The organism is Roseovarius sp. THAF8 (assembly GCF_009363735.1).
Classification (GTDB): Bacteria; Pseudomonadota; Alphaproteobacteria; order Rhodobacterales; family Rhodobacteraceae; genus Roseovarius.
Genome location: NZ_CP045410.1, coordinates 1,403,584 through 1,417,377 on the forward strand (window position 1 = coordinate 1,403,584; position 13,794 = coordinate 1,417,377).

Annotated in this window: 13 protein-coding genes; 12 read left to right on the forward strand and 1 reads right to left on the reverse strand. The window is 64.4% G+C overall.

Features of this window, described 5'->3' with window-relative positions:
• Positions 1-14: 14 nt before the first annotated feature.
• The 12 genes from FIU85_RS06805 to FIU85_RS06860 all read left to right on the forward strand — a co-directional run bounded on the left by FIU85_RS06805 (position 15) and on the right by FIU85_RS06860 (position 12,770).
• Positions 15-683 (forward strand): OmpA family protein, encoded by a 669-nt coding sequence (locus FIU85_RS06805; protein ID WP_152496339.1) that lies wholly within the window; start codon positions 15-17, stop codon positions 681-683.
• A 248-nt stretch (positions 684-931) separates the two neighbouring features.
• Positions 932-2,170 carry an AAA family ATPase gene (locus FIU85_RS06810; protein ID WP_152491450.1) on the forward strand — a complete coding sequence of 413 codons (1,239 nt, stop codon included), beginning with the start codon at positions 932-934 and terminating at the stop codon, positions 2,168-2,170.
• Between the two features lie 12 nt (positions 2,171-2,182).
• Positions 2,183-3,628 (forward strand): CpaF family protein, encoded by a 1,446-nt coding sequence (locus FIU85_RS06815; protein WP_152491449.1) that lies wholly within the window; start codon positions 2,183-2,185, stop codon positions 3,626-3,628.
• A gap of 5 nt (positions 3,629-3,633) precedes the next feature.
• A complete protein-coding gene (locus FIU85_RS06820) occupies positions 3,634-4,602 on the forward strand; it encodes a type II secretion system F family protein (protein WP_152491448.1) in 969 nt (322 codons plus the stop codon).
• Between the two features lie 12 nt (positions 4,603-4,614).
• On the forward strand, positions 4,615-5,595 hold the full coding sequence (locus FIU85_RS06825; RefSeq protein ID WP_152491447.1) for a type II secretion system F family protein: 981 nt from the start codon (positions 4,615-4,617) through the stop codon (positions 5,593-5,595).
• A gap of 68 nt (positions 5,596-5,663) precedes the next feature.
• Positions 5,664-6,224, forward strand: coding sequence for a tetratricopeptide repeat protein (locus FIU85_RS06830; RefSeq protein ID WP_152496340.1), 561 nt, complete (start codon positions 5,664-5,666; stop codon positions 6,222-6,224).
• A 26-nt stretch (positions 6,225-6,250) separates the two neighbouring features.
• Positions 6,251-7,108, forward strand: coding sequence for a lipopolysaccharide assembly protein LapB (locus FIU85_RS06835; RefSeq protein ID WP_152491445.1), 858 nt, complete (start codon positions 6,251-6,253; stop codon positions 7,106-7,108).
• Positions 7,109-7,129: 21 nt separating this feature from the next.
• Positions 7,130-7,636, forward strand: coding sequence for a prepilin peptidase (locus FIU85_RS06840; protein WP_152491444.1), 507 nt, complete (start codon positions 7,130-7,132; stop codon positions 7,634-7,636).
• Positions 7,637-7,767: 131 nt separating this feature from the next.
• Entirely contained in the window at positions 7,768-9,078 is a 1,311-nt protein-coding gene (locus FIU85_RS06845) for an ATPase (protein ID WP_152496341.1), read from the forward strand.
• A gap of 77 nt (positions 9,079-9,155) precedes the next feature.
• The gene (locus tag FIU85_RS06850; protein WP_152496342.1) at positions 9,156-11,558 is read left to right on the forward strand and encodes a ligase-associated DNA damage response DEXH box helicase; all 2,403 of its coding nucleotides are present in this window, start codon (positions 9,156-9,158) and stop codon (positions 11,556-11,558) included.
• A 50-nt stretch (positions 11,559-11,608) separates the two neighbouring features.
• Positions 11,609-12,283, forward strand: a complete 675-nt coding sequence (gene pdeM / locus FIU85_RS06855) for a ligase-associated DNA damage response endonuclease PdeM (protein WP_152496343.1) — start codon at positions 11,609-11,611, stop codon at positions 12,281-12,283.
• Between the two features lie 67 nt (positions 12,284-12,350).
• Positions 12,351-12,770 (forward strand): PaaI family thioesterase, encoded by a 420-nt coding sequence (locus tag FIU85_RS06860; protein ID WP_152496344.1) that lies wholly within the window; start codon positions 12,351-12,353, stop codon positions 12,768-12,770.
• 129 nt (positions 12,771-12,899) lie between these two features.
• Here the strand turns inward: FIU85_RS06860 and folD are convergent, their stop codons facing one another.
• Positions 12,900-13,790, reverse strand: a complete 891-nt coding sequence (gene folD, locus FIU85_RS06865) for a bifunctional methylenetetrahydrofolate dehydrogenase/methenyltetrahydrofolate cyclohydrolase FolD (protein WP_152496345.1) — start codon at positions 13,788-13,790, stop codon at positions 12,900-12,902.
• Positions 13,791-13,794 lie beyond the last annotated feature (4 nt).

The window sequence follows — 13,794 nt, forward strand, 5'->3', positions numbered from 1 at the left end:
GGAGAGACGAGGCCATGAAATATAATCTTCTGATTTCCGCATCGGTTCTCGCCCTCGCCGGGTGTTCCCAGCAAGGAGAGGTCTACAAATCCTATTTCGGCGAAGCCGGAGGGGTGGTGGACGGCGGCAATTTCGGCAACGCCAACATGCACAACCAGTTGGTGATGCGGGGCGAGAAAGGCTATGTCTACGACCTTGCCAACCGCTTTTCGAACGAGGTTCTGAGCACCGTGAACTTCGCGTTCAACAGTGCCGAGCTGGATGCCGGCGCCCGTGACACGCTGCGCGAACAGGCCCGCTGGATCCGGCAATTCCCCGAGGTCCGCTTCCGGGTCTACGGCCATACCGACCTTGTCGGGTCCGCCGGTTACAACAAGAACCTCGGACAGCGACGCGCCAACGCCGTGGTCAACTACCTGGTGGCCCAGGGCATCAGCCGCAGCCGGCTCGAAGCCGTCGTTTCCTTCGGCGAGGCACAGCCGCTGGTCGTCACCCAGGGCCGCGAACGCCGCAACCGCCGCACCGTGACCGAGGTGACGGGCTTTGTCGCGTCGCATCCCATCGTCATGGACGGCAAATATGCCGAAGTGGTCTATCGCGAATATGTCGAAAGCGCCGCACCGCGCTCGACCCTGATCATGGTCGAGGAAGGCGGGCAGGTCACCAGCGGCAGCGAAGAATGACCTGAATTCTCCCTGTCCGGCCATTGGCCGGGCCACCTGAAGAACCCGCCCGAAACAATCCGTTGGGCGGGTTTTTTTTGTCCTGAGATATCGCACAATTACGATCTTTTGGCCCCATTATCGCCTACATTTTCAAGCAGTTTACGAGCATGGCACTGGGTCCATGCGTCTTTGCGCAGGGTCCAACCGCCTGAAGACTAACGGTTTCGGGCGCAACGACGTCGCGACAAACATGGGGCCGACCACAGATGAGTAGTGTGCAAAAACAACCAGAATCCAGCCCGATCACGGCCTGTACCATCAGCCGTAACGTGCAGGATTTCGACTTGTTGATCGAGGACATGGAAACCGCGATGGGCGAAGCCTGGGGCGATCTCGGGTTCGCCGAGGCGCTGGCCTTCTTCAACCAGCCCGAGGCCGACTGCCTCGAATTTGTGGCCCTGGCCATCGACTCCACCGACGAGGACGAGATCGGCCTGCTGAGCGAGATCATCACGCTGGCCAAGGCCCGCGGCATCAAGGTCATTCTCATCGCCGAAGACGTCAGCCCCGCCTCCCTGCACCAGCTCTTGCGGCAAGGCGCGGACGAGTTCGTCCCCTACCCGCTTCCCGAGAACGAATTGCAGGCGGCCATCGACCGGCTGCACAGCAATCCCGCCGCGGCAGAGCCCGACGCCGCCGCGCCCTTCGGCGCCTCCAGTGCCCCGGGCGATGGCGTCCTGCTGGCCGTCCAGGGCCTCGCGGGCGGCACCGGCGCCACGACGCTGGCGGTCAACCTCGCATGGGAGCTGGCCTCGGTCTCCAAGACCGACGCGCCGCGCGTCTGCATCCTGGATCTCGGCCTGCAAACCGGATCGGTCGCCACCTATCTCGACCTGCCGCGCAAGGATGTCGTCTATGAAATGTGGGCCGACACCGACTCGATGGACGAGGATATCTTCAAGCAGGCGCTCGTGCCCTTCGACGACAAGCTGTGGGTGCTGACCGCGCCCACCGATATCCTGCCGCTCGACATGATCACGTCCGAGGACGTGCAGCGCGTGCTCGACCTGGCCCGCTCCAAGTTCGACTACGTCATCGTCGACATGCCCAGCACGCTGGTCCAGTGGACCGAAACCGTGCTGCATTCCGCGCAGATCTATTTCACCACGCTCGAGCTTGACATGCGTTCGGCCCAGAACGCGCTGCGCCTGAAACGCGCCCTGCGGTCCGAGGATCTGCCGATCGAAAAGCTGCGCTTCTGCCTGAACCGGGCGCCGAAATTCACCGACCTGAACGGCAAGAGCCGCGTCAAGCGCCTGGCCGAGAGCCTGGAGATCAGCATCGAGGTGCAGCTGCCCGATGGCGGCAAGCCGGTGATGCAGGCGGGCGATCACGGCACGCCGCTGGCCAGTGCCGCGGGCAAGAACCCGCTGCGCAAGGAAATCGCCAAGCTGGCGGCCTCGCTGCACGCGCTCGGCCAAAGCGACGCCGAGAAAGCCGCATAGGGGATCACGCCGATGTTTTCGCGATACAAAAAAGCAACCGACGGGGCCCAGCCGGTCAAGGCCGCCAAGAAACCCGTCGCGGAGGCGCCCAAGACCGCGCCCGTGGAAGAAGCGCAAAGCGTTTCGCTGCGCAAACCGCTTCAGAAGGCGGCGGCGACCACCGCCCCGCAGGACAAGGACCGCAAGCGCAAGGAACGGCTGGCCGAGATCAAGATCGACCTGCACCGCGCGCTTCTCGACAACCTCAACCTCGGCGCGCTCGACACCGCGACCGAGGCGGACCTGCGTGCAGAAATCAGCGCCATCGCCGGCGAGGCCCTCGAGGAACGCAGCATCGTCCTCAACCGCGAGGACCGCACCACCCTGACGCAGGACCTCTACGACGAGGTGCGAGGCCTGGGCCCGCTGGAACCGCTGCTGAAGGACGACACGGTCAACGATATCCTCGTCAACGGCCCGCATCAGGTGTTCGTGGAACGCGCGGGCAAGCTGATGCTGACCGACACCACCTTCAAGGACGAAAAGCACCTGCTGCGGATCATCGACAAGATCGTTTCCGCCGTGGGCCGCCGTGTCGACGAATCCAACCCTTACGTCGACGCCCGCCTGCAGGACGGCTCGCGCTTCAACGCCATGGTACCGCCGGTCGCGGTGGATGGCAGCCTGGTGTCCATTCGTAAGTTCAAGAAGGACAAGCTGGGCATCGACGACCTGGTGAATTTCGGCGCCTTTTCCGAGGAAATGGCCGCCTATCTTCAGGCCGCCGTCGCCACGCGCCTCAACGTGATCGTTTCGGGCGGGACAGGCTCGGGCAAGACGACCACGCTCAATGCGCTGTCGTCCTTCATCGACAATTCCGAACGCATCCTGACCATCGAGGACACCGCCGAACTTCAGCTGCAACAGATCCACGTGGGCCGGATGGAAAGCCGTCCGCCCAACGTCGAGGGCAAGGGCGAGGTCAGCCCCCGCGACTGCCTGAAGAACGCCCTGCGGATGCGCCCCGACCGCATCATCGTCGGCGAGACGCGCGGCGAGGAGGTGATCGACATGTTGCAGGCCATGAACACCGGCCACGACGGCTCGATGACCACGATCCACGCCAACAACCCGCGCGACGGCATCAGCCGCCTGGAGAACATGGTGGCCATGGCCGGGATCGAGATGCCGCTGAAGGCGGTGCGCTCGCAGATCGCCTCGGCCGTGAACCTTCTGGTGCAGGCCAGCCGCCTGCAGGATGGCTCGCGCCGGATGACCTCGATCACCGAGATCACCGGGATGGAAGGCGACGTGATTTCCATGCAGGAAATCTTCCGCTTCCAGCGCGTCGGCCTGACGCCGGACAACAAGATCATCGGCCATTTCACCGGCACCGGTGTGCGGTCGAACTATTCAGAACGGTTCCGCTTGTGGGGGTATGACCTGCCGCCCAGCATCTACGAACCCGTGGGAGAGTAAACGCCATGTCTATCAGTGCAGAGCCGATCATCTATGGCCTGATCTTCATCGGGATCATGGTCCTGGTGCAGGGTCTTTACCTGACCGTCTTCGGTCGCTCGATCAGCCTCAACAACCGCGTGAACCGCCGGCTGGAGATGCTGGACAAGGGCGGCAACCGCGAAGAGGTGATGGAAAAGCTGCGCAAGGAGATGGAACAGCATCTCAAGGCGCGCAAGATCCCGCTCTACTCGATCCTCGCCACCAAGGCGCAGATGGGCGCCATCGCGTTTTCGCCCAAGCAGCTGATGCTGCTGATGGTCGCCTGCGGCTTTGTCGCGTTCATCGGCCTGTCGGTGGGCACGAGCACCGCGCTGCCGGTGCGCGCGCTGGTTTCGGTGGTGATGGGCGTCGGCGGTATCTTCGTCTGGGTCAACATGAAGGCCAGCAAGCGTATGGCAATGCTCGAAGAACAGCTGCCCGACGCCATCGAACTCATGGTGCGCTCCTTGCGCGTCGGCCACCCGTTCAGCTCGGCCATTTCCATCGTCGCCAACGAGGTCGCAGACCCGCTGGCCACCGAATTCGGCGTCATCGCCGACGAGGCCGCCTATGGCCGGGACATGGGCGAGGCGCTCAAGGACATGGCCGAACGTCTGGACATGCAGGACTTGCGCTTTCTCGCCGTGGCCGTGACCATCCAGCAGCAATCGGGCGGCAACCTGGCCGAGATCCTCGATGGCCTGGCCAAGGTGATCCGCGCCCGCTTCCGTCTGTTCCGCCGTGTCAAGGCCATCACCGCCGAGGCCAAGTGGTCCGGCAAGTTCCTGTCCGCCTTCCCGATCCTGGCGCTGATCGCGATCCAGATGATCAAGCCCGATTACTACGACGAGGCGATGGAACACCCCTATTTCATCCCGGCCTGCCTGGCCGTGGGCTTCTTCCTCGTCACGAACCTCTTCGTGATGCGCGCCCTCGTGAACATCAAAGTGTAAAAGGCCCTGACAATGCTGGACACGATTTCACAATTCATGACCGACATGCTGGGCCCGTTCGGCCCGCTGATCGCGGTGGGCACGCTCGGTGTGCTGCTGGTCTTGCTGACGATCCCGATCCTGATCCGCGAGTCGAACGACCCGCTGGACAAGATCAGGAAACAGTCGCGCAGCGGACCGTCGCTGGAAGAGCAGAAGAAAAAGTTGCGCACCGGCCAGCGCAACGAAAAGCTGGACAAATACGCCAAGTTCCTCGAACCCGAGGACGAAAAGCAGCTCAGCCAGATCCGCCTGACCCTGATGCAGGCCGGCTATCGCAGCCGCGATGCGGTGCGGTACTTCCACTTCGCCCAGTTCGCGCTTGGCATCGGCTTCCTGATCCTCGGCGTGCTCTATTTCGTGGTCTTCCTCGCGGGGGCCGATGACACGACCACCACGCAGACGGTCATGTACATCCTCGGGCCGGGTGGCGTCGGCTACATGATCCCGAAATACTGGGTGACCAAACGCCAGCAGCAGCGCCAGCAGGAAATCGAAGAGGGCTTCCCCGACAGTCTCGACATGATGCTGACCTGCGTCGAGGCGGGCCAGTCGCTCGACCAGGCGATCATCCGGGTGTCCAGGGAAATCCGCGCCTCCTATCCGGCGCTCTCCGAGGAATTCGAGATCGTCGCGCACCAGGTCAAGGCCGGGCGCGACAAGCCTTCGGTCCTGAACGAAATGGCCGAACGCTGCGGTGTTCAGGATATCTCCAGCTTCGTGACCGTGCTCGTGCAGTCGCAGACCTTCGGCACCTCAATCGCCGACGCCCTGCGCGTCTATGCCGGCGAGATGCGTGACAAACGGGTCATGCGCGCGGAAGAAAAGGCCAACAAGCTTCCGACGAAGATGACATTGGCCACGATGATGCTTACAGTGCCGCCATTGCTGATCATCCTGGTCGGCCCGTCGGTGCTGGGGATCATGGAACTCTTCACGATGGCGGGCCAGTAACGGCCGGACCAACGAACGGCAGGCCCCGCGCGGGCCTGTCGGCATAACGAAGAGGCGGCATAACCGGCATGGCACGAGCAGGTGTCTGGCTTCTGGTTTCCTTCGCTCTTGTCGCGGGCTGCGGCGAGGGCGCTTCGCGTGACCCGGACGGCCCCTACGCCCCCGGCGTCGCCCGGGGCGGCGAGGCCGTCGACTCCAAGCTGGTCGGCCACCGCCTGGTGGCCGCGGGCGAGTTCGAGCTGGCGATCGACGCCTTTTCCCGCGCCGCCCTCGACGAAGGCATGAGCGCCGACGTGCTGGCCGGCCTGGGCACCGCCAATCTCGGCCTGGGGCGCCTGCACACCGCCGAACGCCTGTTGCGCCAGGCCATCGAAAAGGACGAATTCTCACCCGAGGTGTGGAACAACCTTGGCGTCGTCCTGCTGGAAAAGGGCGAAAACGGCGAGGCGGAACAGGTGTTCAAGAAGGCCTATGCGCTCGACAATGGCCAAAGTGACTCAATTCGTGACAATTTGCGCTTAGTTCTCGCAAAATCGGAAAATTCTCTTTATACTGAAGAACTAGAACAAGATTATAAACTGGTGCGGCGCGGGAGCAGCGACTACCTGATCCGCAGTATACCAGGTTGAGGCGAAGGCAGTAAAAGGACGCAAAAATGCGCCATCCTATTCTCATGTGCATCTGCGTGGGCAGCGCATTTGCCCTTTCCGCTTGCGATGACAAGGCCGGCAAGGCCGATGTGGACCGGGCCCTGTCCGATCTCAACGTCGTCGACGAAAGCAATCTTGGCGATGTCATGCTGACCGTGGCAGACCCCAACGAGTCCGTGAAATATTTCCAGCGCACCCTTGGCGAACAGCCCGACCGCATCGACGTGCGCCGCGGCCTTGCGCAATCGCTCATCCGGGCCAAGCGCCACACCGAGGCCGTCGCGGCCTGGCAGAACGTGGTCGAGCACGAGAAATCCACCAATGACGACCAGGTCGAATTCGCCGACGCGCTCATTCGCAACAACGAATGGAAACGCGCCGACGAGGTGCTGGATGCCGTCCCGCCGACCCACGAGACCTTCAAGCGGTACCGGCTCGAGGCGATGGTCGCCGACAGCAACGAGAACTGGTCGAAGGCCGACAGTTTCTACGAAACCGCCATCGGGCTGACGACGACCCCCGCCAGCGTGATGAACAACTGGGGCTATTCCAAGCTGACCCGCGGCGATTTCGCCGCCGCCGAGCGTCTGTTCACCGATGCGATCCGGCAGGATGACAGCCTGTTCACCGCCAAGAACAACCTTGTCCTGGCCCGCGGCGCGCAAAAGAAATATTCCATGCCGGTCATGCAGACCAGCCAGGAAGAGCGTGCGCAACTGCTCTACACGCTGGGCCTGTCGGCGATCAAGCAGGGCGACACCACTATCGGCAAGGGCCTGCTGCGCGACGCCATCGACACCCATCCCCAGCATTTCGAGGCCGCCGCGCGCAGCCTGAACGCGCTGGAAAACAACGTAGAATAAGCGGCTTGCGAGGCGCGGGCCATGCCCCTTGAAATCACCAGCTGGGCGGCGTTCTGGTTCTTGCCCTTCGTGACCCCGGTCTGTCTCTGGGTGATGTGGAGCGACCTCAAGGCGATGCGCATCCCCAACATTTCCGTCCTGACGCTTGCGGGGATCTTCGTGGTCGTGGGCCTCTGGGCCGTCACCCCGATCTGGCCCGATTACGCCTGGCGCATCGCGATCATGGTTTTCGCGCTTGTGATCGGCTTCATCGCCAATGCCGGCGGTCTGATGGGCGCGGGCGACAGCAAATTCATCGCCGCCGCCGCCCCCTTCGTCGCCCCCGCCGACTGGCGGATCATCATGTTCCTCTTCGCCGCCAACCTGCTGGCCTGTTTCGTCACCCACCGGCTGGCGAAACACTCGCCCCTGCGCCGGCTGGCGCCGAACTGGGTCAGCTGGGACCGCGGCAAGAAGTTTCCCATGGGCTTTGCCCTGGGCGCGACCCTGGTGATCTATCTCGCCCTCGGCGCGGCCTACGGGGCCTGAGGCCCCTGCCCCATCCCTGCCCGCGGGCCACCATAATTTCCGCATGATCTTCTGTCAGCCTGACCGCAAACACTCCGCCGTCTGCGGGGTCGAAACACGTCAACTTGTCTCAGAGAGCGGGCCGTAAAACCATGAACATGCAAGTGACCACCGGCGTTCAACCACCTCCGCCGCCGTCGGGGCTGGACGAAATGCGCCTTCCCGTCGTGATGATGCGGGACATCCTGCTGAAGACCATGTTCCGCAAGAACCTCGACATGGTCAGCGAAATCGCCGAGGCGATCTGCCTGCCCCGCGCCGTCACGCAGGAACTGGTGGACATGGCCCGCCAGCAACGCCTGCTCGAGGCGACCGGCACACTCAACGCGAATTCGGGCGGCGAAATGGGCTTTCAGCTGACCGACGCGGGCAAGTCCCGCGCGCTCGACGCCCTGTCGCAATCGGAATATTTCGGCGCCATGCCGGTGCCGCTGGCCGTCTATCGCGAGCAGGTCAAACGCCAGTCGATCCGCAACATCCAGATCACCCGCGACGAACTGACCGGCGCAATGGGGCACCTGGTGCTGCCCAACGATCTGCTTGATCACCTCGGCCCCGCCGTGTCGGCAGGTCGCTCGATCCTGATGTACGGCCCGCCCGGCAACGGTAAATCCTCGATCTCGAACGGCATCCGCGACGCGATGGGCGACAAGATCTATGTCCCCCGCGCCATCGAATACGCGGGCCAGGTCATCACCGTCTACGACCCCATCGTCCACTCCAAGGCCGAGGTCGAGGTAGACGATCCCAACAGCCTGCGCCGCAAGCGCACCTTCGACACGCGCTACGTGCGCTGCGAGCGCCCCACGGTCATCACCGGGGGTGAGCTCAGCCTGTCGATGCTCGATCTCGTCTACAACCCCACCGCGCGGACCTACCAGGCACCGTTGCAGCTCAAATCGACCGGCGGCATCTTCATCGTCGACGACCTTGGCCGCCAGGCTGAACCGCCGCAAAGCCTCGTCAACCGCTGGATCGTGCCTTTGGAGGAATCCAAGGATATCCTGGCGCTGCAATCGGGGGAAAAATTCGAGGTGCCCTTCGACACGCTGGTGATCTTCTCGACCAACTTCCACCCCAACGAGATCTTCGACCAGGCCGCCCTGCGCCGGATCTTCTTCAAGATCAAGATCGACGGACCCAACCAGCAGGATTTCCTCAAGATCTTCGCCATGGTGGCCAAGAAACGCGGGATGCCGCTGGACGAGGAAACGCTGCTGCACCTCCTCAAGGTCAAGTACCCGACGATCAACAACGTCTACGCCAACTATCAGCCGATCTTCCTGATCGACCAGATGATCTCGATCTGCGAGTTCGAGGGCATCCCCTACCAGATGCGCCCCGACCTCTTGGACCGCGCCTGGGCGAACATGTTCGTCAAGGACGAGACCATCGTGAAATAAGTACGCCCCGGAGTTTATCGAAAACTCCGGGCAAAACTTTTCCTGAAAAGTTTTGCGGTTCCGCCTACATCTGGCGGATGACGTCGCTACCCCCTGTTTTCACCGACTGGTTCGCCACCCGCGGCTGGTCCATCCACGCGCATCAGCAGGCCATGCTGGACCGCGCGGACGACCCCGCCCTTCTGCTCATTGCCCCCACCGGGGGCGGCAAGACACTGGCGGGTTTTCTGCCGACGCTGGTGGACATCGCAGAGCACGGCCACGACGGGCTGCACACGCTCTACATCTCCCCGCTCAAGGCGCTGGCGGCAGACATCAAGCGCAACCTGACCACGCCTGTGTCAGAGATGAACCTGCCCATCCGCATCGAGGACCGCACCGGCGACACCTCCTCGTCGGCCAAGCGCCGCCAACGCGCCGACCCGCCACATATTCTGCTGACCACGCCCGAAAGCCTTGCACTCCTCACCTCCTACGAGGACGCGCCGCGCATCTTCAAGGGCCTCAAGCGCATCGTGGTCGACGAAATCCACGCGCTGGCGGAATCGAAGCGCGGCGACCAGTTGTTCCTCGCCCTCAGCCGCCTTCAGGCCATGTGCCCCGGCCTGCGCCGCGTGGGCCTCTCGGCCACGGTCGAGGACCCCGCCGCCATCGCGCACCTTCTCGCCCGCCACCCGGACCCGTGCGAGATCCTCATGGCCGATCCCGGCCCCGAGCCGGACATTGCCATGCTGCAAACCGACGCTTTCCCGCCCTGGTCCGGGGGGGGTGCCGCCTACTCGATCCCGGCGGTACTGGACGAGGTGCGACGCCACCGCATCACCCTCATCTTCCACAACACCCGCGCCCAGGCCGAGATTTTCTTTCACAACCTCTGGCTCGCCAACGAGGATGCCCTGCCCATCGGCATCCACCACGGCTCGCTCGACCGGGCGCAGCGCGAACGGGTCGAGGCCGCCATGCAGCGCGGCGAGCTGCGCGCCGTGGTCTGCACCGGCAGTCTGGACCTCGGCATCGACTGGGGCGACGTGGACCTCGTGATCCAGGTCGGCGCGCCCAAGAACGTCAAGCGGCTGGTCCAGCGCATCGGCCGCGCCAACCACCGCTACAACGCGCCATCCAAGGCGCTTCTGGTGCCCGCCAACCGCTTCGAGGTCACCGAATGCGTCGCGGCGCTACAGGCCGTCCGCGAGCATGACCTCGACGGCGAGCCGCGCGGTCCCGGCCCGCGTGACGTACTGTGCCAGCACATCCTTATCCGCGCCTGTGCCGGCCCGTTCGATGCAGATGCATTCTATGACGAGGTCAAGACCGTCGGCGCCTACGCCACGCTCACCCGCACCCAGTTCGACGCCTGCCTCGATTTCTGCGCCACCGGCGGCTATGCCCTGCGCGCCTATGACCAGTGGCAACGCCTGCTCAACCGCGACGGCCTGTGGCAGTTGCGCGACCCGCGCAGCGCCCGCCTCATTCGCATGAATATCGGCACCATCCAGGACGCCGACCTGCTGAAGGTGCGGATGCGGCGAAACCGCGGCGGCAAGCCCCTGGGCGAGGTCGAGGAAGGCTTTGCCGCCTCCCTCACCCCCGGCGACACGTTCCTGATCGGCGGGCAGATCGTGAAATACGAGGGCCTGCGCGAAACCGTGGTCGAGGTCAGCCGCGACGCTGCCAAGAAACCCAAGATCGCCACCTTCGCCGGCACGAAATTCGCCACCTCCACCCAGCTCAGCCAGCGCATCCTGTCGCTTCTGCACTCGGGCGACCATTCCGCCCTGCCCGCCCACACCGCCGACTGGATCGCGCTTCAACAGGACGTGTCGCAACTGCCCAAGGCGGGCCGCCTGCTGATCGAAAGCTTCCCCCATGACGGGCGTGAACACGCCTGCATCTACGGCTTCGCAGGCCGCAACGCGCAACAGACGCTGGGCCTGATCCTCAGCAAACGCATGGAGGAGATGCGCCTCGCCCCCATGGGCTTCGTCTCGACCGATTACGCCACGCTTATCTGGGGGCTGGAGCCGCTGATCGACGCCACCGGCCTTCTGGACCGCGCCGCTCTGCGCGAAGGCCTGGACAAGTGGCTGGCCGGTAACCAGCTGATAAAGCGCACCTTTCGCGCCTCGGCTACCATCGCGGGCCTGATCCAGCGCAACCTGCCCCAGGCCCGCAAATCCGGCCGGCAGGCCACGTTTTCCTCCGATATTCTCTATGACACGCTGGCCAAGTACGACCCCGATCACTTGCTCTTGGACATCACGCGGCAAGAGGCGATGCGCGGCCTGATCGACTTTGGCCGGATCGAGGAAATGCTCGACCGCATCGATGACCGGGTCGACCTTGTCCGCCTGCCCCGCGTCACGCCCTTTGCGGCACCCCTGTTCCTCGAGGCCGGGCGCACCCCCGTCGAAGGCAGCGCACAGGACCGCCTGCTCGAAGAAGAAACACAACGCCTGATGCAGGCCGCCGGCCTTGCCTGACACCCGGAAAAGCCCTTGCAAAATCAGTCGCCCCGCGTGATGAACGAAGCATGAACGGCTACGAGTTCACATTGGCAGGCGCCCGCCTCACCGCCCTCGGCTCGGGCGCGCTTTTCTGGCGTGACCAGAACCTGCTTTGCGTGTCCGACATGCACCTCGGCAAGACCGAACGCCGCGCCCGTCTGGGCGAAGCGCAACTGCCCCCCTACGAGACGCACGACACCCTGTCGCGCCTGCAAGCCGACTTGGAGGCCACCGGCGCGCATACCGTCATCTGCCTCGGCGACAGCTTCGACGATGCGCTGGCCGCCCGCGCCCTGCTGGAGGCCGAAAAGCTCTGGATCAGCCGCCTTCAGGCCGGCCGCCGCTGGGTCTGGATCGAGGGCAACCACGATCCCGGCCCCGTCGACCTTGGCGGCGCGCATTTGTTCGAGCTGCCCGTGCCGCCGCTCACCTTCCGCCATATCGCGCAGGCCGGCTATTCCGGCGAGGTCTCGGGGCATTACCACCCCAAGGTCACCCTGCCCGTCCGGGGCCGCGCCATCACCCGCCCGGCCTTTTTGGTGGACAGCGACCGGCTGATCATGCCCGCCTACGGTACCTATACCGGCGGCCTGCGCAGCCGCGATGCTGCGCTCTGTGACCTCATGCGCCCCGAGGCGCTGGCGATCCTGACCGGCAACACGCCCCATCCCGCGCCCATGCCGCGCGGCCAACGGGCCTGAAACACCCCGTTCCCATTGCCGCCCGCCCGGCCTAGACTGCCGGGCGCAAGACCACCCGGAGACTCCCATGTCCGCGCAAATCGAAAACCGCATCCGCGAAAGCTTCGCGCGGCAATCCATGATGCAGACGCTGGGCGCCACGCTCACCGGGATCGCCAAGGGCAAGGTCGAGATCACCGCCCCCATCCTCGAAGGCAGCCGCCAGCAGCAGGGCGTCGCCCATGCCGGCCTGACCTTCGCCATCGGCGACAGTGCCGCGGGCTATTCCGCGCTGACCCTGATTCCCGAGGGGATGGAGGTGATGACCACGGAAATGAAGATCAACCTGCTCGCCCCCGGCGCGGGCGATCACCTCTTGGCCCGGGGCCGGGTGATCAAGCCGGGCCGCCGCCTGATGGTGGTGCAGTCGGATATTTTCGCCGTGACCGACGGCGCGGAACGTCACATCGCCATGATGGTCGGCACCATGATCCCGGTGGATCTGTAGCGGCGCACGCAAGACCTGCGACAAGGCCAAAAAGAAATAAGGGCCGTCCCCGACCGAGGGTGAGGGGTGAAGCCCCCGCCCGTGGGGACGGCCGGGGGCTGCCCGGCGGGGGCCGCCGGGCAAGAGGTCTTACGCCGTCAGCCCTTCGGGCTCCGACAACCCGTTCGCACGGCAGCAGGCCGTCACGGTATTGGCCAGAAGGCACGCGATGGTCATCGGCCCCACGCCGCCCGGCACCGGGGTAATCGCCCCCGCGCGCTCGGCGCAGGACTCATAGTCCGCATCGCCCACCAGCTTGTTCTTGCCGTCGCGCTCTACCCGGTTGATGCCGACGTCGATCACCGTGGCCCCTTCCTTGATCCAGTCGCCCGGCACCATCTCGGGCCGGCCCACGGCGGCCACGACGATATCGGCGCGGCGCACGACTTCCGCCAGATCCTTCGTCCGGCTGTGCGCGATGGTCACCGTGCAGCTGTCGCCCAGCAAAAGCTGCGCCATCGGCTTGCCCACGATGTTCGAGCGGCCGACAACCACCGCGTCCATGCCGCTGAGGCTGCCGTGGTGGTCGCGCAGCATCATCAGGCAGCCCAGCGGCGTGCAGGGCACCATGCTTTTCTGCCCCGTGCCCAGCAGGCCCACGTTCGAGATGTGAAACCCGTCCACGTCCTTGGCCGGGTCGATGGAATTGATCACGAGGTCGGAATCCAGATGCTCCGGCAGCGGCAGTTGCACAAGGATGCCATGCACATCCTTGTCGTTGTTCAGCCGGTCGATCAGCGCCAGCAGATCCTCCTCCGAGGTGTCCGCCTCCAGCTTGTGCTCGTAGGAATTCATGCCGACCTCGACGGTCTGCTTGCCCTTCGAGCGCACATAAACCTGGCTTGCCGGGTCCTCGCCCACCAGCACCACGGCCAGCCCCGGCGTGATGCCATGCTCTTCCTTCAGGCGGTCCACGTGCCCCGCCACCTTCTCGCGTACCTTCGCGGCAAACGCCTTGCCGTCGATAATCTCTGCCGTCATGTCT